At 64.8% G+C, this 22035-nt stretch carries 22 protein-coding genes and 2 tRNA genes; 15 read left to right on the forward strand and 9 right to left on the reverse strand.

Annotation, left to right across the window (positions count from 1 at the left end):
* Window positions 1-13 precede the first annotated feature (13 nt).
* Window positions 14-394: an MAPEG family protein gene (locus IE100_RS02230; RefSeq protein ID WP_189372519.1), complete on the forward strand. Its 381-nt coding sequence runs from the start codon at window positions 14-16 to the stop codon at window positions 392-394.
* A 73-nt stretch (window positions 395-467) separates the two neighbouring features.
* Here the strand turns inward: IE100_RS02230 and murB are convergent, their stop codons facing one another.
* The 3 genes from murB to IE100_RS02245 form a co-directional block, all read right to left on the reverse strand.
* Window positions 468-1478 (reverse strand): UDP-N-acetylmuramate dehydrogenase, encoded by a 1011-nt coding sequence (murB, locus tag IE100_RS02235; RefSeq protein ID WP_229800200.1) that lies wholly within the window; start codon window positions 1476-1478, stop codon window positions 468-470.
* 16 nt (window positions 1479-1494) lie between these two features.
* Complete coding sequence (locus IE100_RS02240; RefSeq protein WP_189372521.1) at window positions 1495-2883, reverse strand: MATE family efflux transporter; 1389 nt, start codon at window positions 2881-2883, stop codon at window positions 1495-1497.
* Between the two features lie 73 nt (window positions 2884-2956).
* Window positions 2957-3244, reverse strand: coding sequence for a hypothetical protein (locus IE100_RS02245; protein WP_189372522.1), 288 nt, complete (start codon window positions 3242-3244; stop codon window positions 2957-2959).
* A gap of 397 nt (window positions 3245-3641) precedes the next feature.
* Here IE100_RS02245 and pcnB point away from each other — a divergent pair, with 397 nt between their 5' ends.
* The 7 genes from pcnB (at window position 3642) to rraA (ending at window position 8882) form a co-directional block, all read left to right on the forward strand.
* A complete protein-coding gene (gene pcnB, locus IE100_RS02250) occupies window positions 3642-5000 on the forward strand; it encodes a polynucleotide adenylyltransferase PcnB (protein WP_189372523.1) in 1359 nt (452 codons plus the stop codon).
* Window positions 4997-5482 (forward strand): 2-amino-4-hydroxy-6-hydroxymethyldihydropteridine diphosphokinase, encoded by a 486-nt coding sequence (gene folK, locus IE100_RS02255; protein WP_189372524.1) that lies wholly within the window; start codon window positions 4997-4999, stop codon window positions 5480-5482. Before pcnB ends, folK begins: the two co-directional genes overlap by 4 nt.
* Before the next feature lie 38 nt (window positions 5483-5520).
* Window positions 5521-6159, forward strand: coding sequence for a deoxynucleoside kinase (locus IE100_RS02260; protein ID WP_189372525.1), 639 nt, complete (start codon window positions 5521-5523; stop codon window positions 6157-6159).
* 113 nt (window positions 6160-6272) lie between these two features.
* A complete protein-coding gene (gene panB, locus IE100_RS02265; protein WP_189372526.1) occupies window positions 6273-7064 on the forward strand; it encodes a 3-methyl-2-oxobutanoate hydroxymethyltransferase in 792 nt (263 codons plus the stop codon).
* Window positions 7065-7071: 7 nt separating this feature from the next.
* The gene (gene panC / locus IE100_RS02270; RefSeq protein WP_189372527.1) at window positions 7072-7905 is read left to right on the forward strand and encodes a pantoate--beta-alanine ligase; all 834 of its coding nucleotides are present in this window, start codon (window positions 7072-7074) and stop codon (window positions 7903-7905) included.
* Between the two features lie 34 nt (window positions 7906-7939).
* Window positions 7940-8320 carry an aspartate 1-decarboxylase gene (panD, locus tag IE100_RS02275; protein WP_120811143.1) on the forward strand — a complete coding sequence of 127 codons (381 nt, stop codon included), beginning with the start codon at window positions 7940-7942 and terminating at the stop codon, window positions 8318-8320.
* Window positions 8321-8402: 82 nt separating this feature from the next.
* Complete coding sequence (gene rraA / locus IE100_RS02280; protein ID WP_189372528.1) at window positions 8403-8882, forward strand: ribonuclease E activity regulator RraA; 480 nt, start codon at window positions 8403-8405, stop codon at window positions 8880-8882.
* A gap of 78 nt (window positions 8883-8960) precedes the next feature.
* Here rraA and lolA read toward each other — a convergent pair whose 3' ends face one another.
* Window positions 8961-9563, reverse strand: coding sequence for an outer membrane lipoprotein periplasmic chaperone LolA (lolA, locus tag IE100_RS02285; protein WP_189372529.1), 603 nt, complete (start codon window positions 9561-9563; stop codon window positions 8961-8963).
* A gap of 63 nt (window positions 9564-9626) precedes the next feature.
* Window positions 9627-11219, reverse strand: coding sequence for an NAD+ synthase (locus IE100_RS02290; RefSeq protein WP_189372530.1), 1593 nt, complete (start codon window positions 11217-11219; stop codon window positions 9627-9629).
* 145 nt (window positions 11220-11364) lie between these two features.
* Between IE100_RS02290 and IE100_RS02295 the strand changes: the two genes are divergently transcribed.
* Window positions 11365-11455 (forward strand) — tRNA-Ser (locus IE100_RS02295).
* 48 nt (window positions 11456-11503) lie between these two features.
* A tRNA-Ser gene (locus IE100_RS02300) sits at window positions 11504-11594 on the forward strand.
* 46 nt (window positions 11595-11640) lie between these two features.
* Here the strand turns inward: IE100_RS02300 and IE100_RS02305 are convergent.
* Window positions 11641-12093, reverse strand: a complete 453-nt coding sequence (locus IE100_RS02305) for an LEA/WHy family protein (protein ID WP_189372531.1) — start codon at window positions 12091-12093, stop codon at window positions 11641-11643.
* A 147-nt stretch (window positions 12094-12240) separates the two neighbouring features.
* On the opposite strand from IE100_RS02305, the gene IE100_RS02310 reads away from it, so the two are divergent.
* Window positions 12241-12591 (forward strand): hypothetical protein, encoded by a 351-nt coding sequence (locus IE100_RS02310; RefSeq protein WP_189372532.1) that lies wholly within the window; start codon window positions 12241-12243, stop codon window positions 12589-12591.
* Window positions 12592-12684: 93 nt separating this feature from the next.
* Here the strand turns inward: IE100_RS02310 and IE100_RS02315 are convergent, their stop codons facing one another.
* Window positions 12685-13278 carry an IMPACT family protein gene (locus IE100_RS02315; protein WP_189372533.1) on the reverse strand — a complete coding sequence of 198 codons (594 nt, stop codon included), beginning with the start codon at window positions 13276-13278 and terminating at the stop codon, window positions 12685-12687.
* A gap of 62 nt (window positions 13279-13340) precedes the next feature.
* A complete protein-coding gene (locus IE100_RS02320; protein ID WP_189372534.1) occupies window positions 13341-13688 on the reverse strand; it encodes a DMT family protein in 348 nt (115 codons plus the stop codon).
* Between the two features lie 393 nt (window positions 13689-14081).
* Between IE100_RS02320 and putA the strand changes: the two genes are divergently transcribed.
* Together putA and IE100_RS02330 are read left to right on the forward strand one after the other, a co-directional pair.
* On the forward strand, window positions 14082-17696 hold the full coding sequence (gene putA / locus IE100_RS02325; protein WP_189372535.1) for a trifunctional transcriptional regulator/proline dehydrogenase/L-glutamate gamma-semialdehyde dehydrogenase: 3615 nt from the start codon (window positions 14082-14084) through the stop codon (window positions 17694-17696).
* A 114-nt stretch (window positions 17697-17810) separates the two neighbouring features.
* Window positions 17811-19037, forward strand: coding sequence for a branched-chain amino acid ABC transporter substrate-binding protein (locus tag IE100_RS02330; RefSeq protein WP_189372536.1), 1227 nt, complete (start codon window positions 17811-17813; stop codon window positions 19035-19037).
* Between the two features lie 238 nt (window positions 19038-19275).
* On the opposite strand, the gene fabI is transcribed toward IE100_RS02330, so the two are convergent.
* Window positions 19276-20064, reverse strand: coding sequence for an enoyl-ACP reductase FabI (fabI, locus tag IE100_RS02335; protein ID WP_189372537.1), 789 nt, complete (start codon window positions 20062-20064; stop codon window positions 19276-19278).
* 186 nt (window positions 20065-20250) lie between these two features.
* Here fabI and trxA point away from each other — a divergent pair, with 186 nt between their 5' ends.
* Entirely contained in the window at window positions 20251-20580 is a 330-nt protein-coding gene (trxA, locus tag IE100_RS02340; protein ID WP_047967082.1) for a thioredoxin TrxA, read from the forward strand.
* Window positions 20581-20737: 157 nt separating this feature from the next.
* Entirely contained in the window at window positions 20738-21994 is a 1257-nt protein-coding gene (gene rho / locus IE100_RS02345) for a transcription termination factor Rho (protein WP_189372538.1), read from the forward strand.
* The last annotated feature ends 41 nt before the right edge of the window (window positions 21995-22035 follow it).

Consider the following 22035-nt stretch of genomic DNA (forward strand, 5'->3'; position numbering starts at 1 on the left):
AAAGGAGAGTGTGATGCAGTTTGCGTTCTGGGCCATCCTGCTGGCCGCGGCGATGCCGCTGCTGTGGGCGGTGCTGGCCAAAAGCGGGCCGGGTTTCGACAATCACCAGCCGCGGCTTTATCTCGCCGGCCTGCACGGTTGGCGCCAGCGCGCGCAGTGGGCGCAGCAGAATTCCTGGGAGGCGTTCGCGCCGTTTGCCGCCTCCGTCATCGTCGCCTACCTGATGATGGTGACGCCGCAGCAGCTGGATGCGGCGGCCGCGGTGTTCATCGTGGCGCGCCTCGGCTACGGCGTGTGCTATGTCGCGGACTGGGCCACGCCGCGCTCGCTGTGCTGGACGGCGGGCTTTGGCGCGGTGGTGTACCTGTTCCTGGCGGCGGCGCATTTGCTGTGACGCCGTTGCCCAAACGCCATGCGGCCAACCTTGGGCAAGGTTGGCCGCATGGCATTGGTGCCTGGCTGTTCCTTTACAGCATGACCGGTTCGGCTTCCAGCGCCACGCCGTAGCGCGCCAGCACCGTGTCCTGCACCTTGGCCGCCAGCGCGGCGATCTGCCGGCCGCTGGCGTGGCCGTAGTTGACCAGCACCAGCGCCTGCCTGGCGTGCACGCCGGCGTCGCCGTCGCGGTAGCCCTTCAGTCCGGCCTGGTCGATCAGCCAGCCGGCCGCCAGCTTCACCTTGCCTTCGCCGGCCGGGTAGTGCGGCAGCGCCGGGAAGCGCGCCAGCAGCGCGGCGGCCTGCTCGCTGTCGACGATCGGGTTCTTGAAGAAGCTGCCGGCGTTGCCCAGCTGCGCCGGGTCCGGCAGCTTGCTCTGGCGGATGGCGATCACCGCGCGGCTGACGTCCTGCGCGGTCGGCGTGCCGCTGATGCCCATCGCCTGCAGTTGCTGCGCGATGTCGCCGTAGCCGGTCTTGCTGAGCACGTGACGCGACAGGCGGAAGCGTACCGCGGTCACCAGATAGCGGCCGGCGTGCTGCTTGAACACGCTGTCGCGGTAGGCAAAGTGGCAGTCGGCATTGGCCAGCGTCACCGGTGCGCCGCCATGCTGCAGGTCGGCGCACACCACTTCCGTGATGCAGTCCTTCACTTCCACGCCGTAGGCGCCGATGTTCTGGATCGGGCTGGCGCCGACGGTGCCGGGGATCAGGCTGAGGTTTTCCAGCCCGCACCAGCCCTGCTGCAGGGTGTGGCAGACGAAGTCGTGCCAGTTTTCGCCGGCGGCGGCCTCGACGATCACGCTGTCGCCGTCGTCGGCCAGCAGGCGGATGCCTTTGAGCAGGATGCGCACCACGGTGCCGGGGTAGTCTTCGCGCAGCAGCAGGTTGCTGCCGCCGCCCAGCCACAGCACCGGGCCGTCCAGCTCGGCCAGCAGGGCCGGCAGCTGGTCCAGTTGCTGCAGCTCGGTGTAGCGGCGGGCGCTGGCGGCAATGCCGAAGGTGTTGAACGCTTGCAGCGAAACGTGCTGCTGGAAGGTGATGGTCACGAAGCGGGCCTCACAAGGTTTGACGATGCAGGCGCTGCCTGCTGATATGGGAAAGGTAGCCGACCAGGGTCAGCCCCGCCACGCTGAGGCTGACCACCAGTGCCGCCCAGAAGCCGTGCACGCCGAGGCGCGGCAGTAGCCAGTCGGTCAGCCCCAGCACCATGCCCAGCCCGAGGCCGAGGCCCCAGAACGACACGATATGGATCACCATCGGCAGGGTGGTGATCTTGTAGCCGCGCAGTGCGCCGGAGGCGACCGTCTGCATCGCGTCGGTCAGCTGGTAAAAGGCGGCGAACAGCATCAGCGTGCTGCCCAGCGCCACTACCGCCGGATCCTGGCTGTACATGGCGATGATCTGGTGGCGGAACAGCAGCACCAGCAGCATGGTCAGCAGCGCGGCGGCGATGCTGAGGGCAATGCCGAGGCCGCTGATCAGCCGCGCCTGCTGGTAGTCGCCGCTACCGATGCTCTGGCCGACGCGGATGGTCAGCGCGGTGGCGATGCTCTGCGGGATCATGTAGATCAGGCTGGAGAAGTTCAGTACCGCCTGGTGGCTGGCCACCACCAGGGTGCCCAGTTGCGCGATCAGCAGCGCAATGAAGGAAAACAGGCTGACCTCGACGAAGAACGACAGCCCGATTGGCAGCCCCAGCCTCAGCATCGCCGGAAAGCGCGACCATTGTGGCCAGCTGAATTGCTGCGTCAGGCCGTAGCCGGCCAGCGCCCGGTTGCGGGCGAGGTAGACGAACAGGGTGATGGCGTTGAACCACATCACCACGCCGGTGGCCCAGCCGCAGCCGGCGCCGCCCAGTTGCGGCAGGCCGAACAGGCCGTGGATCAGCATGTAGTTGAGCGGAATGTTCAGCAGCAGCGCGATCAGGCTCACCACCATGATCGGGCGCGGGCGGTTGAGGCTGGAGGCAAAGGCGTGCAGCGCACGGTGCATCATCGCCGCCGGCATGCCGAAGGCGGCGCCGTCGATGTAGAGCATCACCTTGTCTTCCACCGTGTCCGGCAGGCTCAGCCACTGGCGTAGCAGCGGCTGGATCGCCAGCATCAGCAGCGCGCCGAGGCAGCCGAGCAGCAGCCCGAACCACAGGCCCTGGCGTGCGGTTTCGCCGATGCCGCGGGTCTCGCCGGCGCCGAACTGGTGCGACAGGATGGGGTTCAGCGCGCTGACGACACCCATCAGCGTGACATAGGCGGTGACGAAGATGCTGGCGCCCAGCGACACCGCTGCCAGGTCGTCGGTGCTGACGCGGCCCGCCATCACCGTGTCGACAAAACCGGTCGCGACCTGGGCGATCTGCGCCACCATCATCGGCAGCGCCAGATGGCTCAGGGTGCGGGTTTCTTCGCGGAGGCGCGGCCAGCCGGCCCGGTCAAGGTGAAACAGCATGTGAATCCAGCTCGGGAGCAAACCGCCGATTATAGCCGGATCGGGTGCGCGGCGCCCGCGTCGCGCAGCGGGCTCAGGCGGCGCCGGGGCGGCGCAGGTGGCAGCTGATGATCAGCGCGTTGCCGAACAGGCGGTTGATCTGCAGCGCCTGGTCGACATCGACATCCTGCAGCAGCAGCTTGCCCTGTTGCAGGCTGGCGGCCAGGCCGCGTTCGCTGGCCCAGGCCAGCAGCGTGGTCAGCTGGCGGGCGCCGGCAGGGTCGCCGAGGTGGATGGCGCGCAGCTCGCCGCGTAGCGCCGGGGTGGAACGGGCAGGGGAGGTGGCAAACTCGGTGTAACGGTCTTGTTCGCAGTCGTACATGGTCTCGGTCTTCCTTGTCGGTCGCCCGGACTACCCGAGCGACGCTTTAGCAGAGTTGGTTTAACGGCGCCCTGCAAGTTGTCGATTAACTCGGCGCCATGCGTTTTCACGCGGGGTACGGCTTTGCGGCAGCAGAAAACAAAAAATCCGCTGGCCAGTGGCTGCAGCGGATCGCTTGATCTGACGCTTTAGCTGGCATTTGTAACGCGCCCGCAAGCTGATATCAAATCGGCGCAGGGGCAACGTTACGGCAAGGCGGCGGCGCTTGTCAAGCCGCTGCGGCGTGCGGCCGCCGGCGGTATTGGCAGGCCGCTGGAGCCAGTTTTGCGAATCGCGCTATAATCCGCCGCCTGAACGCGGACTTTGTGTCCTTTTTTTCTTTTTCTGTGTAGCCCCGATGATCCGTAAACTCATCAGTCGAATCTTCGACTTGCCTGCCAGCCTGGCCGGCAACAAGAGCAAGCCGCGTGTGCTTGCCCTGGCCCAGCACGGCGTACGCCGTGACGCACTCAGCCATGCCGCGCTGCGCGTGGTCTCGCGGCTGCAGGACGCCGGTTTCTCCGCCTTTGTCGTCGGTGGTGCTGTGCGGGACCTGCTGCTGGGCGTCACGCCCAAGGATTTCGACGTGGCCACCAATGCCACGCCGGAGCAGGTGCACCACCTGTTCCGCCGCTCGCGCATCATCGGCCGCCGCTTCCGCATCGTGCACGTGATGATGGGTCCGGAAACCATCGAGGTGACCACCTTCCGCGGCGGCGAAGTCGCCAACAAGAACGAAACCGGTCGCGTGATGGCGGACAACACCTACGGCAACCAGATCGAGGACGCGCTGCGTCGCGACTTCACCGTCAATGCGTTGTTTTACAACCCAACCGACGAAACCATCATCGACTATCACCACGGCGTGAAGGACCTGCGCGCGCGGAAGCTGGTGATGATCGGCCAGCCGGCGCGCCGCTACCAGGAAGACCCGGTACGCATGCTGCGTGCGGTCCGTCTGGCCGCCAAGCTGGATTTCACCATCGACGAGCATACCCGCAAGCCGATTGCGGCCAACGCTGCGCTGCTGCGCAACGAGCCGCCGGCGCGCCTGTTCGACGAGCTGCTGAAGCTGCTGCACTCCGGCCACGCCTACGCCTGCCTGAAGATGCTGCGCGACGAAGGCCTGTCGCGCGGCACCTTCCCGCTGCTGGACGCGGTGATGGACGAGCCGGGCGGCGAAACCTTCCTCAAGAACGCGCTGGCCAATACCGACGAGCGCGTGCGCGCCGACAAGCCGGTGTCGGTTGGCTTCATGCTGGCGGCGATGCTGTGGGCGCAGGTGCGCAACCGCTGGCAGCAGCGCCTGCAGCAGGGCGAGCGCGACATCGCGGCACTGGTCGAGGCGATGGCGGAGGTGGAAACGCTGCAGGACAACGACTTTGCCATTCCGAAGCGCTTCTCCGCCACCATGCGCGAGATCTGGTTCCTGCAGCCACGCTTCGAGAGCCGTGCCGGGCAGCGCCCGTTCCGCTTCGTCGAGCAGCCGCGCTTCCGCGCCGCCTATGACTTCTTCTGCCTGCGCGCCGATGCCGGCGAGGTGCCGCGCGAGCTGCAGCAGTGGTGGGAAGACTTCCAGAACGGCGATACCGCCGAGCGCCAGCAGCTGGTCGACGACGCGCGCAACAGCGGTGGCGAAGCCGCCAACCCGGAACGCAAGAAGCGCCGTCGCCGTCGCAAGCCTGCTGCCGCCGCCGGTGGCGGGGAGCCGGCGTGACCCTCGCGGTGATTGCGCTGGGCAGCAATCTGGAAAATCCGGTGCACCAGGTGGAAGCGGCGCTGCAAAGGTTGGCCGCATTGCCAGGTACGCGCCTGGTGCGCCGTTCCGCCTGCTACCGCACCGCGCCGGTCGGCTACGCCGAGCAACCCGACTTCATCAACGCGGTGTGCGAGGTGGACACCGAACTGGACGCCGAAGCGCTGCTGGCGCAACTGCTGCAACTGGAGCAGGACTTCGGCCGCGTGCGCAGCTTCCGCAACGCGCCGCGGGTGCTGGATCTCGACCTGCTGCTGATGGACGGCGTCACGCGCGACAGCGAGTTTTTGACGCTGCCGCACCCGCGCATGCACGAACGCGCCTTCGTGATGCTGCCGCTGGCGGAAATGGCCCCCGAGCGGCAGTTGCCGCAGGGCCGGGTCGGCGACATCGCGGCCGCGCTCGACGGCAGCGGTGTCAGCCGCCTGCCGCGCAGTCACTAACCCCGGCAGCAGCGGCTGCCCCTCCGAGGAGTACCTTGATGACGCAACTGCGCTATGTCGTGGTGGAAGGCCCCATCGCTTCCGGCAAGGCCGCCCTGGCGCGCCGGCTGGCGGAGCACTGGGCGGTGCGCCTGCTGACGGAAGCCGCGGAGCAGAATCCGTTTCTCGAACGTTTCTACCGCAATCCCCCGCATCACGGCCTCGCTACTCAGCTGTCCTTCCTGCTGCAGCGTGCCGATGCCGCCCATGACATGCTCAACGGCGACTTGCTGGCGGCACCGCTGGTGGCCGACTTCCTGTTCGAGAAGGACGCGCTGTTCGCCGAGCTGACGCTGGAAGACGACGAGCTGGCGCTGTACCGCCGTATCGCGCCGGCGGTGTTGCGCGCGCACCCGGTGCCGGACCTGGTGATCTATCTGCAGGCGTCGCCGGAAACGGTGCAGCAGCGGCTGGAGCAGGCGGTGGCCAGCGGTGCGATGTCTCCGCTGCCGACAGGCTATGTCCAGCGCGTACACGCTGCCTACAGCACGTTTTTCCACGCCTACGAGGGCGCGCCGCTGCTGATCGTCAATACCGATCATCTTGATTTGGTTGAAGGTGATGATGATTTCGGGCTATTGTTGCGCTGCATCAGCGAGATGCGAGGCCAACGCAGTTACTTCAACAAGGGTATCTGAACCCTGCCAGGCCGGAAGGCGGAGCCATCAGCTCCGCGCCGCGGCCATCCCTGCGCATCCGGGTGGTCACCCGCACCCCGGTCGCAGCTGCACGCAACGAGGAAAGACAGAATATGAAAATAACCGTTAATACTTTGCAGGCCATGGCCGCCGAGGGTCAGAAGATCGGCATGCTGACCTGCTACGACGCGAGCTTCGCCACCCTGCTGGACGAAGCCGGGGTCGATATCCTGCTGGTGGGGGATTCGCTGGGCATGGTGATGCAGGGTGAGGACTCGACCCTGCCGGTGTCCATGCCGGAAATGGAGTATCACACCCGTTGCGTGGCACGCGGCGCCAAGCGCGCCATGGTGCTGGCCGACATGCCGTTCGGCAGCTACCAGGAAAGCCCGGCCCAGGCGTTTGCCAATGCCGCGCGCCTGATGCAGGCCGGCGCGCACATGGTCAAGATCGAAGGCGGCGCCTTCATGGCGGAAACCGTGCGTTTCCTGGTGCAGCGCGGCGTGCCGGTGTGCGCGCACATCGGCCTCACCCCGCAGTTCGTGAACACCTTTGGCGGTTACAAGGTACAGGGCAAGAGCGAGAGCGATGCCGAGCGCCTGCTGGACGACGCCCGCGTGCTGGCCGAAGCCGGTGCCACGCTGGTGCTGATGGAGTGCGTACCGGCAACGTTGGCCGCACGCATCAGCCAGGAGTGCGGCGTGCCGACCATCGGTATCGGCGCCGGCCGCGATGTCTCCGGCCAGGTGCTGGTGCTGTACGACGTGCTCGGCGTGTACCCGGGCAAGAAAGCCCGTTTCGTGAAGAATTTCATGGCCGAGGCGCAAAGCATCCAGGGTGCGGTTGCCGGCTATATCAGCGCGGTGAAGGATGGTTCCTTCCCGGCGCCTGAACACTGTTTCTGAGGTCAGCATGCAAATCATCCGTAGCATCGCCGAGCTGCGTGCTTGGCGCAAAACCGCGGGCCGTGTCGCCTTCATCCCGACCATGGGCAATCTGCACGAAGGCCATCTGGCGCTGGTTGCCGCCGCGCGACAGCAGGCGGAACAGGTGGTGGTCAGCATCTTCGTCAACCGCCTGCAGTTCGGCCAGGGCGAGGATTTCGACGCCTACCCGCGCACCTTCGAGGCCGACGGTGACAAGCTGCGTGCCGCCGGCGTCGCGGTGCTGTTCTTCCCGGACGAGCGCGAGCTGTATCCACGCATCAAGCAGGACTTCAACGTCGAGCCGCCGCATATTCAGAACGAGCTGTGCGGCGCCTTCCGTCCCGGCCACTTCCGCGGCGTGGCCACCGTGGTCGCCAAGCTGTTCAACATCGTGCAGCCGGACGTCGCCTGCTTCGGCAAGAAGGACTTCCAGCAGCTGCACGTGATCCGGGCCATGGTCGACGACCTCAACATGCCGATCGAGATCGTGCCGGTCGATACCGGCCGTGCCGACGACGGCCTGGCGCTGTCGTCGCGCAACGGCTACCTCAGCGCCGAAGAGCGTGCCGAGGCGCCACGGCTGTACCGCCAGCTGTCCGCCATCCGCGCGGCGCTGCAGGCCGGCGACAGCAACTATGCGGCGCTGGAGAAGGCCGCCTGCGACGAGCTGAACGGCCACGGCTGGCGCGTGGACTACGTCGAGATCCGCCAGGCCGACACGCTGGAGATCGCCCACGTCGGCGAGGCGCGGCTGGTGGTGCTGGCGGCGGCGCGTCTGGGCCGTACCCGGCTGATCGACAATATCGAAGTGGCGCGCTGATCCGCGCCGCAAGCAACAACAGGAAGACCGAACCATGCAGCGTTCCATGCTGAAATCCAAGCTTCACCGCGTCACCACCACCCACGCCGAACTGCACTACATCGGCTCCTGCGCCATCGATGAAAACCTGCTGGAAGCGGCCGACATCAAGGAATACGAAGAGGTGCAGATCTGGAACGTGACCAACGGCGAGCGTTTTGCCACCTACGCCATTCGTGCCGAGCGCGGCTCCGGCGTGATCTCGGTCAACGGCTCCGCCGCGCGTCGCGCCGCGCCCGGCGATCTGCTGATCATCGCCTCGTTCGCCGCCTACGAAGACAGCGAGCTGGCCAATCACACGCCGAAGCTGGTGTTCGTCGACGAGCGCAACCAGATGACCGAGCTGGCGTCGCTGACGCCGGTACAGCCGGCCTGATTGCCGTCGTGATCCGTTCGAACCAAGCCGCCCGCAGAGGCGGCTTTTTATTGTCTGAACACAAGCGAGAAAAGGAGAAATGATGAGTTTTCTGACAACCGACCTCTACGACGCCAACGAGGGCCGCGTGGCGGTGGTGGAGCCGATGTTCCGCGCCTACGGCGGCCGCGCCCGCTTTGCCGGCCAGGTGGTGACGCTGAAGGTGTACGAGGACAATACCCGCGTGCGCGAGGTGCTGGCCGAGCCGGGGCAGGGCAGGATCCTGGTGGTCGATGGCGGCGGCTCCAGGCGCTGCGCGTTGCTGGGCGACCAGATCGCCGAGCTGGCGGTGAAGAACGGCTGGGAGGGCGTGGTGATCTACGGCTGCATCCGCGATTCGGTCGCCATCAACGCGCTGGACATCGGTGTGCGTGCGCTGGACACCACGCCGAAAAAATCGGTGAAGCGCAACGAAGGGCAGCGCGATCTGGTGCTGGCCTTCGGTGCGGTGGAGTTCGTGCCCGGCCACTGGCTGTATGTCGACGAGGACGGGCTGCTGCTGTCGGCGACGCCGCTGCTGTAATCGGCACCGTTGCGGCCAACGTTGGCCGCAGACGCAAAAAAGCCAGCCCCGCGGGGCTGGCTTTTTGCGCTTGCTGTCTTACTCGCCGACCACGTCGACGCCGGCGGGCGGGCTAAAGCGGAACTGCGCCGGGTTGACCTTGACGTTGCGCTGCAGGTTCTTGAACTGGATGCGGGTGATGTTGCCGAAGCTGTCGGCCAGTTCCATTTCCACCAGCTGGTTGGCGGTGAAGCCCATCTTGATCGACTCAAACGTGTTGTCGGTCTTCTTCGGGCTGGCGGCCAGCCATTCCACCTTGCCGGTCTTGCCGACTTCGCGCAGCTGGTAGTCGCGCTCGATGGCGTTGCTGCCGGCCAGCAGCGCCGCCGGCGAATTGCCCAGCGCGCCGGTCTGGTCGCGGCGGGTGACCTGGGCCAGTTCCTTGTCGTACAGCCACAGCGTCTTGCCGTCGCCGACGATCAGCTGCTCGAACGGCTGGGCGTAGGTCCAGCGCAGCTTGCCGGGGCGCTGGATCTGCATGGTGCCGTGCGCGGTTTCCTGGCGCTGCTTGCCGCTCACCGTCTGGGTGAAGTCGGCGGCCAGGGTCCTGGTGCCGGCGATAAAGGCCTTGAACTGTGGCAGTGCAGCGGCGTGCACCGGCAGCGTGGCGGCCAGCAGCAGGCCGAGTAGGGCTTGTTTCATGCGTTTCCTTAAACTGGCGCGGGCGGTTTCCCTGTGGCTATGACCCGCCCGCGGGGGCCGCGTTCAGCTGAAGCGGTTGGTAATCGGGTAGCGCCAGTCCTTGCCGAAGCCGCGATGGGTGATGCGCGGGCCGACCGGCGCCTGGCGGCGCTTGTACTCGTTGATCTTCAGCAGGCGCACCACGCGGTTGACGTCGGCCTCGGCATAGCCGGCCTTGACGATGTCGGCGGCGGACTGGTTGTGCTCGACGTAGCGTTCCATGATCGCGTCCAGCACGTCGTACGGCGGCAGACTGTCTTGGTCTTTCTGGTCCGGGCGAAGTTCCGCCGACGGCGGCCGGGTGATGATGCGCTCGGGGATGATCTCGCCCTGGGTGTTGCGCCAGCGGCACAGCGCGAACACCAGCGTCTTGGCCACGTCCTTCAGCACCGCGAAGCCGCCGGCCATGTCGCCGTACAGCGTGCAGTAGCCGGTGGTCATCTCCGACTTGTTGCCGGTGGTCAGCACCAGCTTGCCGGACTTGTTGGACAGCGCCATCAGCAGCGTGCCGCGGATGCGCGCCTGCAGGTTTTCCTCGGTGGTGTCGGCGGGGAGGCCGGCAAACGACGGCGCCAGCGCGCTCATGAAGCTTTCGTACATCGGCCAGATCTCGATCTCGTCGTATTTCACGCCGACGCGCTGCACCATGTCGCGGCTGTCGTCGACGCTGATGTCGGCGGTGTAGCGTGACGGCATCATCACCGCGTGCACCTTGTCGGCGCCCAGCGCGTCGACCGCGATGGCCAGCGTCAGCGCGGAGTCGATGCCGCCGGACAGGCCCAGCAGCACGCCGGGGAAGCCGTTCTTGCCGATGTAGTCACGCACGCCGACCACCAGCGCGCGGTACGCGCTTTCCAGTTCGTCCGGCAGCGCGGCAAGGTTGGCCGCAACGATGTCGCCGTCGACGATATCGAGCAGCAGCAGTTCGTCGTCGTAGGCGGCGGCCTGCGCCACCACTTCGCCGGCCTTGTTCAGCGCGAACGAGGCGCCGTCGAACACCAATTCGTCCTGGCCGCCGGTGAGGTTGACGTAGGCCATCGGCAGGCCGGTCTCCTGCACCCGGTAGCGCATCACCTCGTGACGGGTGGCGATCTTGTTGCGGTGGAACGGCGACGCGTTCAGCGACACGATCACCTCGGCGCCGGCATCGGCGGCTTCGGCGGCCGGCTCCACGGACCAGCCGTCCTCGCAGATGATGATGCCGACCTTGACACCGTTCTGCTCGAACACCAGTGGCGCGGCACCGGGGGTGAAGTAGCGGCACTCGTCGAACACTTCGTTATTGGGCAGCAGCATCTTGTGGTACTGGCCCAATCTGTTGCCGTCGCGCAGCACGGTGGCGGCGTTGAAGCGCTCATTGCCGAGGCGGGCAGGGTGGCCGATCACCAGCGTGATGCCGTCCAGCATTTCCAGTTCGTCGAGGCCGGCGTAGATGGCGCGGTAGAAGTGGTCGCGCAGCAGCAGGTCTTCCGGGCTGTAGCCGGTCAGCGCCAGCTCCGGCGTGACCAGCACGTCGGCACCCTGCGCCATGGCCGTCCTGGCCAGCTCGAGGATTTTGCGGGTGTTGCCGGCAATGTCGCCGACAACCGGGTTGAACTGGGCAAGTGCAATGCGCATCGGGAGAACCACCAGTAGAGAATCGATCGGCCGATTTTAGCGTTGTCTCGCCCGCACCGCATAAAAAACTTGCGCAACGGCCGACTCGCTTATACAATGCGCCTCCTCTGTTGCTTGAGCGGAAACGCCGGCGGCAAAGCCATCTGGAGAGGTGGATGAGTGGTTTAAGTCGCACGCCTGGAAAGCGTGTTTAGGGTAATACCCTAACGGGGGTTCGAATCCCCCCCTCTCCGCCAGATTTCCATTGTGTCGCTAGCGCGGCACGATATTGCAGTACACCTCACGGAGAGGTGGATGAGTGGTTTAAGTCGCACGCCTGGAAAGCGTGTTTAGGGTAATACCCTAACGGGGGTTCGAATCCCCCCCTCTCCGCCAGTATTGAAAAAGCCAGCTGCTTGCAGCTGGCTTTTTCGCGTTTGCGCTACGGCCCCGGCAGCTGCCAGTCGCCCTTGCTGCGGAACGGCATGTCGCCCAGCGCGCCGACGCCGAACAGGGTGCCGTCGATCTGGTAGGTGAGCGCCGTCTTGCCGCCCGCCAGCTTGCCCAGCTGTTTCAGCCAGCCGGAGAGCGAGGTATGCAGCAGTACCTTGACGGTATCGTTGCCCAGCGCCGGGATGCTGAACGGCTGGCTGGTGGTGCCGCGGGCAAAGCTGTCGCCGTCCAGGCTGACACTGAAGCGCAGCCCCTGCGCACTCAGCGGCTGCCGGTCCGGGTTGCTGATGCGCAGCGTGACCTCGAACTCCTGCTCGAACAGCGTGGCCTTGTCGGTGGGCTGGATGTCGGCCAGCTGCACTTCCGGCTGTGGCCGCGACAGGCTGGCGCAGCCACTGAGCAGGGCTGTCAGTAGCAGCAGCGGGAGCAGATATTTGGGCATCGGTGTCTCCCTCGATGGGTGGTGGACAATACTCAGTGTACTTGGCCGCCCGTAAGCGTGCGTTGCTGTTTTATCGATAGATGCGTGCGCCACGGTTGCAAGTGCTGGCACTTTGTTTCATATTGATGTGCTATTCGTTCAGGATAAATGACGGTTCATGTTGCGTCGGCACGGCTGGCGCGGACGGTCATGGCGGTGGCGAGGAGCAAGATGAACGCAGCAAAGAAAATCCGGCATTACCTGCAGTCCGGGCAGGACACGGCCCAGGTCGAAATCCTGCTGCAGCTGGCGTACAGCCTGCAGACCGGCAAACCGTTCCAGTTGCAGCCGTTGCATGATCTGGGCGAGCCGTATTTCGATACCGCGCTGCAGCTGATCCGCGAGTGGCACCTGGATCACCACATCGCCTCGCGCAGCAAGCTGCTGGAAATGATCTACGCCCGTGGCCAGCGGGCCGTCGCGCACAATGCGCCGTCAGCGGTTGTCACGGAACATTAACCTTGCGGGGCTAAGCTGGCGTCGTTGCATCCTGTTTCGCTGATAGTCCCTGCAATCCTGTCGCAATTTGGCCCGCTGCTGCGGGCCTTTTCTTTATCGGTCGCTGTCCGGCCACTGTAGCTGGCCGTGACAGGCCTCGTTGAGGCTGGCGACCAGCGCCGCGCACTGCGTTTCGGCAAGGCTGAAGCTGAACAGCACCGCCGTGCCGTGCTCCACCGTCAGTAATTGCGCGTCCGCCGCCTGCAACAGACGGCGCAGCCTGCCTTCCAGCGGGTAGGGGACGAGACACCGCAGCTGGCGCTGGCGGATCAGCGGCAGGCGCACCGCCTGTTCCAGCGCGCTGGCGACGCTGTCGGTGTAGGCGCGTACCAGGCCGCCGGCGCCGAGCTTCACGCCGCCGTAGTAGCGCACCACGCTGGCCAGCACGCCTTCCAGTTGCTGGTGGCGCAGCACTTCCAGCATCGGCCGGCCGGCGGTGCCGGACGGTTCGCCGTCGTCGTTGGCCGCGGAGTGGCCGCCGGCCATCAGTGCCCAGCACACGTGCGCCGCCGCCGGATGTGCCGCTTTCAGCGCCGCGATGCGCGCCAGTGCGCTTTCGCGGTCCGCCATCGGCTCGACACAGCCGAGGAAGCGGCTTTTCTTGATCTCGATCTCGCTATGGACCGCGTGTTGCAGGGTGAAGGACATGCAGCCTCGGCTGGTTAAGGGTCGGGAGCTTGCGGGCAACCCNCGCAAGCGACGGATACGCGTCAGCCGCGGAACATGAAGTAGACCGCGCCGACCATGCACAGGCCGGCCCAGACAAAGTCCCACTTGAACGGCTGGTTCATATAGAAGATGGCAAACGGCACGAATACCGACAGCGAGATCACCTCCTGGATGATTTTCAGCTGTGCCACGCTCATCACGCTGAAACCGATGCGGTTGGCTGGTACCTGGAGCAGGTATTCGCACAACGCGATGCCCCAGCTGAGGAAGGCCGCCAGATACCACGGCTTGGCGGCCATGTCGCGCAAGTGCGCGTACCAGGCGAAGGTCATGAAGATGTTGGACAGGATCAGCAGCAGCGGTGACAGCAGGTAGGGCGACAGGACCATGACGGTTTTGCGGTGTAAATGCGGGATCGTGATTGTCGCAGTTTTGGCGGCGGCGGACGAGGCCGGCCTGGCGCTTCGGTGCCAGGCGCGGGCCGAAACCGGTGCGGGCGAGGTCGGGCGGGCGGCCGAGTGGTGGGGTGACATCGCGGCAGGCGCTGTTCCTGATGGCTTTCCGGGCGGGTGGTGGGGCGTGGAGGTCGCCGTGAAGGCGCAAGGGCGGGAAAGGTGGGGTTGCGTTGCTGTTGCGGTCGCGGAACGGTGGTCTATATTTTTGTTGCGTTTCGATCGCAGGCGTAAACCTTCTTGCGTTATATTTTATATTGTCCAACAAGTTAATTTTAGATTGTATACAATAGGCAAGTTGGCAAATAAAATCGATAGAGGTGAGTTCTCATGCAGTTTCAGGCATTCGCGCGCAAACAAACCGCACTCCGTGACGCCATTACGGCAGCCTATCGCCGTGACGAGCAGGCTTGTGTCAAGACACTGACCGCCGAGGCGCAGATGTCGCCCGAGCAGGTGAGCTCGGTCAAGACGCTGGCCGCCAAACTGGTTTCGAAAGTGCGCAGCGAGCGCACCAAATCCAGTGGTGTCGACGCGCTGATGCACGAGTTCTCCCTCTCCAGCCAGGAAGGCGTGGCGCTGATGTGCCTGGCCGAAGCGCTGCTACGCATCCCGGACCGGGCCACCGCCGATCGCCTGATCCGCGACAAGATTTCCGGCGGCGACTGGAAGTCCCACTTGGGCAACAGTTCCTCGCTGTTCGTCAACGCCGCCGCCTGGGGCCTGCTGGTCACCGGCAAGCTGGTGTCGTCGCACAGTGCGCACGGCCTGTCTTCGGCCCTGACCCGCCTGATTGCCAAGGGCGGCGAGCCGCTGATCCGCAAGGGGGTCGATCTGGCGATGCGCATGCTGGGCAAGCAGTTCGTGACCGGCGAAACCATCGACGAGGCGCTGGCCAACGGCCGCGAGCGCGAAGCCCGTGGCTACCGCTTCAGCTACGACATGCTGGGCGAGGCGGCGATGACCGAGGCCGACGCACAGCGCTACCTGCGTGACTACGAAGTCGCCATCCACGCCATCGGCAAGGAATCCAACGGCCGCGGCATTTACCAGGGCCCCGGCATCTCGGTGAAGCTGTCGGCGATCCACCCGCGTTACGCGCGCATGAAGCACGAACGCATGATGGCGGAGCTGCTGCCGCGTCTGAAACAGCTGTTCCTGCTGGCCAAGCAGTACGACATCGGCCTCAATATCGACGCCGAAGAAGCCGATCGTCTGGAAATCTCGCTCGACCTGATCGAGGCGCTGGCCAATGATCCGGATCTGGCCGGTTTCGAGGGCATCGGCATCGTGGTGCAGGCCTACCAGAAGCGCTGCCCGTACGTGATCGACTACCTGATCGACCTCGCCCGTCGCAGCAAGCACCGCTTCATGGTGCGGCTGGTGAAGGGCGCCTACTGGGACGCCGAGATCAAGCGCGCCCAGGTCGACGGCCTCGACGGCTACCCGGTGTACACCCGCAAGGTCTACACCGACGTGTCCTACCTCGCCTGCGCCAAGCGCCTGCTGGCGGCACAGGATGCGATCTACCCGCAGTTCGCCTCGCACAACGCCTACACCCTGTCCGCGGTGTACCACCTTGCCGCCGGCAAGGACTACGAATTCCAGTGCCTGCACGGCATGGGCGAGAGCCTGTACGACCAGGTGGTCGGTGCCGACAACCTCGACAAGCCGTGCCGCATCTACGCGCCGGTCGGCTCGCACGAAACCCTGCTCGCCTATCTGGTGCGCCGCCTGCTGGAAAACGGCGCCAACTCCTCGTTCGTGAACCGCATCGTTGACGAGAGCGTGTCCATCGACGATCTGGTGGAAGACCCGGTCGCCGAAGCGCTGCGCCAGGGCGGCGAGCCGCATCGCAAGATCGCGCTGCCGCGTACCCTGTACGGTGCCGAACGCCTCAACTCGCTGGGCATGGACCTGTCCAACGAGCATGTGCTGCAGCAGTTGAACGACGCGCTGAATGCCGGTGCCGCGCAGAGCCTGCACCTGAAGCCGATGTTGGCCGCAGGCCCGTTGAGCGAAGGCGTGGCGCAGAACGTGCTGAACCCGGCCAACCTGCAGGACGTGGTCGGCACCATCCAGGAAGCCAGTGCCGCCGATGTCGAGCTGGCCTTGCAGCAGGCGGTACTCGCCGCGCCGCAATGGGCCGCCACCGCGCCGGCAGAGCGTGCCGCCTGCCTGGAACGCATGGCCGACCTGATGGAACAGCACATGGCCACCCTGATGGGGCTGGCCGTGCGCGAGGCGGGCAAGACCTTTGCCAACGCCATCGCCGAGGTGCGCGAGGCGGTCGACTTCTGCCGTTACTACGCGGCACAGGTGCGTCGCGAATTCGACAACCAGACCCACCCGGCACTGGGCCCGGTGGTGTGCATCAGCCCGTGGAACTTCCCGCTGGCGATCTTCATCGGCGAGGTGGTGGCCTCGCTGGCCGCCGGCAACGTGGTGCTGGCCAAGCCGGCCGAGCAGACCGCGCTGATCGCCGGCTTTGCCGTACAGCTGCTGCATCAGGCCGGCGTGCCGGCCGGTGCGCTGCAGTTCCTGCCGGGCCGTGGCGAAGTGGTCGGCGCCGCGCTGACCCGCGACGAGCGCGTCAAGGGCGTGATCTTCACCGGTTCCACCGAGGTGGCGCAGCTGATCAACCGTACCCTGGCCAAGCGCAGCGGCGAAGTGCCGCTGGTAGCCGAAACCGGCGGCCAGAACGCGATGATCGTCGACAGCTCGGCGCTGCCGGAGCAGGTGGTGGCCGACGTGATGTCGTCCGCCTTCGACTCCGCCGGCCAGCGCTGCTCGGCACTGCGTGTGCTGTACCTGCAGCAGGACATCGCCGACAAGGTCATCACCATGATCAAGGGCGCGATGGACGAGCTGCGTGTCGGCAACCCGGCGCTGCTGGAAACCGACATCGGCCCGGTGATCGACGCCGAGGCGCAGCAGGGGCTGCTGCGTCACATCGACAGCATGAAAACCAAGGCGCGCGACTGCTACCAGGCGCGGCTGACGCCGGAGTGTGCCGACGGTACCTACGTGGCGCCGACCCTGTTCGAGATCGACAGCGTCAGCCTGCTGCAGCGCGAGGTGTTCGGCCCGGTGCTGCACGTGATCCGCTTCGCCGCGCAGGATATCGACCGCGTGGTGGATGAGATCAATGCCACCGGCTACGGCCTGACCCACGGCATCCACAGCCGTATCGACGAGTCCATCGACAACATCGTCGCCCGCATCAAGGTCGGCAACGTCTACGTCAACCGCAACATCGTCGGCGCCGTGGTCGGTGTGCAGCCGTTCGGTGGCGAAGGCAAGTCCGGTACCGGTCCGAAGGCCGGCGGCCCGTTCTACGTCTACCGCCTCAGCGGCGCCAGCTGGAATCCTGAACTGGCGGCCAACCCGGTGGTGCCGGCGCTGTCCGAGCTGGACCGCCTGCAGAGCGTGCTGGCGCAGTTGCTGCCGGATGCGACCGCCCAGACCCGCTTGCGCGAAGCCATCGCCTACGCCCGTCGCCACACGCCGCTGGCGAATATGGTGACGCTGCCCGGCCCGACCGGCGAGCGCAACAGCCTGCACTTCGCCGCACGCGGCCGCGTCGGCTGCCTCGCGCAGACGCTGGAAGGCCTGCTGCAGCAACTGGTGGCGGTCTTTGCCACCGGCAACAGCGCGGTGCTGCTGGACGGCGCGCTGACCGCGGCCTTGCCGGCGACGCTGGCCGGCTTCTTCGTGGCCAAGGGCGGCGATGTCGCCACCGCCGACGTGACCGCCGTGCTGTACGAGGGCGATGCCGCCGACCGTCTGCGCCAGACCCTGGCCCAGCGCGACGGTGCGCTGATTCCGCTGCTGATCGCGGATGAGGACGGCTACAACCTGCACCGCCTGGTCGTGGAGCGTGCAGTGAGCGTAAACACCACAGCCGCGGGCGGTAATGCCAGCCTGATGAGCATTGGTGATTAATCAGACTTGCCTGAGGTTGGCCGCATTGGAATAATGCGGCCAACCTTGGCATTTTGCCTTGGAGCGGCACAATCGTTCCGATGTCTTTCCCTGACATAACTAGAGAAGAGAAACATGCAACTGACCAAAATGACCCGTCTTTCCCTCGCTGTTGCTGCTGCGCTGACTTTGGCTGCCTGCGGCAATAAAGAAGAAGCCCCGGCCGACGCCTCCGCCGCCCAGTCCGGCGCTCCTGCCGGCGAAGTCGTGAAGCTCGGCTTTGCCGCGCCGCTGACCGGCCCGCAGTCGCACTACGGCGAAGAGTACAAGAACGGCGTGACCCTGGCGATCGAAGACGCCAACGCCGAGAAGCCAACCATCGGCGGCAAGCCGGTGACCTTCGAACTGGTAGCGGAAGACGACCAGGCCGACCCGAAAACTGCGACCCAGCTGGCGCAGAAATTCGTCGACAACCAGGTAAGCGGCATTGTTGGTCACTTCAACTCCGGCACCTCAATCCCGGCTTCGAAGATCTACTCCGACGCAGGCCTGCCACAAGTGGCCATGGCGACTGCCCCGGCTTTCACCCAGCAAGGTTACAAGACCACTTTCCGCTCCATGACTTCCGACACCCAGCAGGGTTCGGTTATGGGCAAGTTCGTGGTCGAGAAGCTGGCCGCCAAGAAGATCGTCATCGTTGACGACCGCACCGCTTACGGCCAGGGCCTGGCTGACGAATTCGAAAAAGCCGTCAAGGCCGCCGGTGGCGAAGTGGTGAAGCGCGAATTCACCAACGACAAGGCGACCGACTTTGCCGCCATCATCACCTCGATCAAGGGCACTGCACCTGACGTGGTGTTCTTCGGTGGCGCCGATGCGCAGTCCGCCCCGATGGCCAAGCAGATGAAGCGTCTGGGCCTGAAGGCACCGCTGGTGTCCGGCGAAATGACCAAGACCCCGACCTTCCTGAAGCTGGCTGGCAAGGAAGCGGAAGGCACCATCGCCTCGCTGGCCGGCCTGCCGCTGGAAAAAATGCCTAAAGGCGGCGACTACGCCACCCGCTACAAGGCCCGCTTCAACGCTGACGTGGCAACCTACTCGCCATACGGCTACGACGCGACCCGCGTGATCATCGCGGCGATGAAAGAAGCGGATTCGACCAAGCCGGCTGACTACCTGCCGAAACTGGCCGCGATCAACTACTCCGGCGTGACTTCCGCTGCCTGGTCCTACGACCAGAACGGCGACCTGAAAGACGGTGGCATCACCGTGTACAAGGTTGAAGGCGGCGAGTGGAAAGTCATGGAAACCGTGGGTGGCGCCGGCGCTGCCGCTGCACCTGCTGCTTCCGCTGCCCAGTAAGTCTTCGGCTGGCAGGACAAAAAACCGGCACAGGTTTCTGTGCCGGTTTTTTTACGATGGCAGTCATGGCGCAGGCCGGTGGCCGTTGTTGCCACTGTCATCGTCAGGCGGAGCCAGGTTGGACGATGCGGCCAACGTGGGCTGGATGCAACAAGAGGCATCACTACCTGGGTAGTCGATGCCTCCTGTATTTCGCTGGCGCTCTTGCCGGGCGTGATGCCCTGCGGCCGGCGAGTGCTTACGCGTCCGGTACGTTCAGCGAGTTGATGCTGAAACCGCCGTCAACATAAGTGATCTCACCGGTGATGCCCGACGCCAGGTCGGACAGCATGAAGGCGGCGGTGTTGCCGACTTCCTCGGTGGTCACGTTGCGGCGCAGGCAGGACTGGTTGGCCGCCATCGACAGCAGCTTTCCGAAACCGGAGATGCCGGCTGCGGCCAGGGTCTTGATCGGGCCGGCGGAAATGGCGTTCACGCGGATGCCGTCCTTGCCCAGGCTGGCCGCCATGAAGCGGACCGAAGCTTCCAGGCTGGCCTTGGCCAGACCCATCACGTTGTAGTTCGGGATCGCGCGCACCGCGCCGAGGTAGGACAGGGTCAGCAGCGCGCCGTTGCGGCCCTGCATCATCGGACGGGCAGCCTTGGCCAGTGCCGGGAAGCTGTAGGCCGACACGTCGTGCGCGGTCTGGAATGCCTCGCGGGTCAGCGCGTCGAGGAAGTCGCCTTCCAGCGATTCGCGCGGGGCGAATGCAATGGCGTGCACCAGGCCATCGAGACCGTCCCATTCCTTGCCAAGGTCAGCAAACAGCTGATCGATTTCCTGATCGTTCTGTACGTCGCAGCGGAATACCTGCGTGCTGCCGAAGTCGGCGGCCATTTCGCGGACGCGGTCTTCCAGTTTGTCGACGACATAAGTGAACGCCAGTTCCGCGCCCTCGCGGTGACAGGCCTGCGCGATACCGTAGGCAATCGACCGGTTAGAAATCATGCCGGTAATCAGGATCTTTTTACCCTGCAAGAAACCCATGTTGAATCCTTCGTTATTTTCAAGCAAGCGCGCATTATAACCGCCTATTGTCCGACAGTGTTTGTTCTCTCTGCGCTTGTCGTGCAGGCTGTGTTGAAACAGCCCCTGTCAAGGCTTGCTGCCCGTGCCGGGTATTGCTACCATCGGCCATCAAACCTGAAATTGACAGACTTCGAGAGGAAGACGATGAGCGACCTGATCCTGCATGTGACTGATGATTCTTTCGAACAAGAAGTACTTAAGTCCGAGCAGCCGGTGCTGGTGGATTACTGGGCCGAGTGGTGCGGTCCCTGCAAGATGATTGCACCGATCCTGGACGATGTTGCCAAGGAATATCAGGGCCGTCTGACTGTTGCCAAGCTGAACATCGACCAGAACGAAGCCACCCCGCCGAAGTTCGGCATCCGTGGTATCCCGACGCTGATGCTGTTCAAGGGCGGCGAAGTGGCCGCAACCAAGGTTGGCGCTTTGTCCAAAACGCAACTGGTTGAATTCCTGAACAATAACCTGGCCTGATTGAATTGACACGCCTGTACTGATCGGCTATCTTCAAGCCAGATCTTCAAAAGTCGAGCGACCTGACACGGTCGCTCGATTCTCATCCGGTTTCCGCCGTACCCATTAGCAGCACATCCCGTTTTTTGTCCCGTTACCGGTCGACGCCACACATACCATGCATTTATCCGATCTCAAGCATCAGCACGTCAGCGAACTCGTAGAAATGGCCATCGCCAACGAGATCGACGGTGCCAACCGCCTGCGCAAGCAGGATCTCATCTTTGCCATCCTGAAGCATCAGGCCAAAAAAGGCGAAAGCATTTTCGGCGAAGGCACCCTGGAAGTGCTGCCCGACGGATTCGGCTTTCTGCGCAGCCCGGAAGCGTCCTATCTGGCCGGTCCTGACGACATCTACGTCAGCCCGTCGCAGATCCGCCGTTTCAACCTGCATACCGGCGATACCATCGAAGGCGAGATCCGCACCCCGAAAGAGGGCGAGCGTTACTTTGCGCTGGTCAAGGTCGACAAGGTCAACGGAGGTCCACCGGAAGCGGCCAAGCACAAGATCCTGTTCGAGAACCTGACGCCGCTGTTCCCGACCGAGCGCCTGGTGCTGGAACGCGACATCAAGGCCGAAGAGAACATCACCAGCCGCATCATCGACCTGATCGCGCCGATCGGCAAAGGCCAGCGTGCCTTGCTGGTGGCGCCGCCCAAGTCGGGCAAGACCGTGATGCTGACCCACATCGCGCACGCCATCACCGCCAACCATCCGGAAGTGGAAATGATCGTGCTGCTCATCGACGAGCGTCCGGAAGAAGTGACCGAGATGCAGCGTTCGGTGAAGGGCGAAGTGGTGTCGTCAACCTTCGACGAGCCGGCCACCCGTCACGTGCAGGTTGCCGAGATGGTGATCGAGAAGGCCAAGCGTCTGGTCGAGCACAAGAAGGACGTGGTGATCCTGCTGGACTCCATCACCCGTCTGGCGCGCGCCTACAACACCGTGATCCCGTCCTCCGGCAAGGTGCTGACCGGTGGTGTCGACGCCAACGCGCTGCAACGCCCGAAGCGTTTCTTCGGCGCGGCGCGCAATATCGAGGAAGGCGGTTCGCTGACCATCATCGCCACCGCGCTGGTCGATACCGGTTCGCGCATGGACGACGTGATCTTCGAGGAGTTCAAGGGTACCGGTAACATGGAGCTGCACCTCGACCGCCGCATGGCGGAGAAGCGCACCTTCCCGGCGATCAACATCAACCGTTCCGGCACCCGCCGCGAAGAGCTGCTGATCCAGCAGGACCAGCTGCAGCGCATCTGGGTGCTGCGCAAGCTGCTGTACCCGATGGACGATCTGGAGGCGATGGAGTTCTTGCTGGGCAAGATCAAGGCCACCAAGACCAACCTGGCTTTCTTTGATTCGATGCGTCGCTGAGACGCCAGGCATGACTGTTCAAACGCCAGGTTTGCCTGGCG

This window comes from Vogesella alkaliphila (assembly GCF_014652475.1).
GTDB classification, from domain to species: Bacteria; Pseudomonadota; Gammaproteobacteria; order Burkholderiales; family Chromobacteriaceae; genus Vogesella; species Vogesella alkaliphila.

Coding starts and splice junctions, on each gene's coding strand:
- IE100_RS02230 (WP_189372519.1), top strand. CDS start 14: ATGCAGTTTGCGTTCTGGGCCATCCTGCTGGCCGCGGCGATGCCGCTG.
- IE100_RS02240 (WP_189372521.1), bottom strand. CDS start 2,883: ATGCTGTTTCACCTTGACCGGGCCGGCTGGCCGCGCCTCCGCGAAGAA.
- IE100_RS02245 (WP_189372522.1), bottom strand. CDS start 3,244: ATGTACGACTGCGAACAAGACCGTTACACCGAGTTTGCCACCTCCCCT.
- pcnB (WP_189372523.1), top strand. CDS start 3,642: ATGATCCGTAAACTCATCAGTCGAATCTTCGACTTGCCTGCCAGCCTG.
- IE100_RS02260 (WP_189372525.1), top strand. CDS start 5,521: ATGACGCAACTGCGCTATGTCGTGGTGGAAGGCCCCATCGCTTCCGGC.
- panB (WP_189372526.1), top strand. CDS start 6,273: ATGAAAATAACCGTTAATACTTTGCAGGCCATGGCCGCCGAGGGTCAG.
- panC (WP_189372527.1), top strand. CDS start 7,072: ATGCAAATCATCCGTAGCATCGCCGAGCTGCGTGCTTGGCGCAAAACC.
- panD (WP_120811143.1), top strand. CDS start 7,940: ATGCAGCGTTCCATGCTGAAATCCAAGCTTCACCGCGTCACCACCACC.
- rraA (WP_189372528.1), top strand. CDS start 8,403: ATGAGTTTTCTGACAACCGACCTCTACGACGCCAACGAGGGCCGCGTG.
- lolA (WP_189372529.1), bottom strand. CDS start 9,563: ATGAAACAAGCCCTACTCGGCCTGCTGCTGGCCGCCACGCTGCCGGTG.
- IE100_RS02290 (WP_189372530.1), bottom strand. CDS start 11,219: ATGCGCATTGCACTTGCCCAGTTCAACCCGGTTGTCGGCGACATTGCC.
- IE100_RS02305 (WP_189372531.1), bottom strand. CDS start 12,093: ATGCCCAAATATCTGCTCCCGCTGCTGCTACTGACAGCCCTGCTCAGT.
- IE100_RS02310 (WP_189372532.1), top strand. CDS start 12,241: ATGACGGTTCATGTTGCGTCGGCACGGCTGGCGCGGACGGTCATGGCG.
- IE100_RS02315 (WP_189372533.1), bottom strand. CDS start 13,278: ATGTCCTTCACCCTGCAACACGCGGTCCATAGCGAGATCGAGATCAAG.
- IE100_RS02320 (WP_189372534.1), bottom strand. CDS start 13,688: ATGGTCCTGTCGCCCTACCTGCTGTCACCGCTGCTGCTGATCCTGTCC.
- putA (WP_189372535.1), top strand. CDS start 14,082: ATGCAGTTTCAGGCATTCGCGCGCAAACAAACCGCACTCCGTGACGCC.
- IE100_RS02330 (WP_189372536.1), top strand. CDS start 17,811: ATGCAACTGACCAAAATGACCCGTCTTTCCCTCGCTGTTGCTGCTGCG.
- fabI (WP_189372537.1), bottom strand. CDS start 20,064: ATGGGTTTCTTGCAGGGTAAAAAGATCCTGATTACCGGCATGATTTCT.
- trxA (WP_047967082.1), top strand. CDS start 20,251: ATGAGCGACCTGATCCTGCATGTGACTGATGATTCTTTCGAACAAGAA.
- rho (WP_189372538.1), top strand. CDS start 20,738: ATGCATTTATCCGATCTCAAGCATCAGCACGTCAGCGAACTCGTAGAA.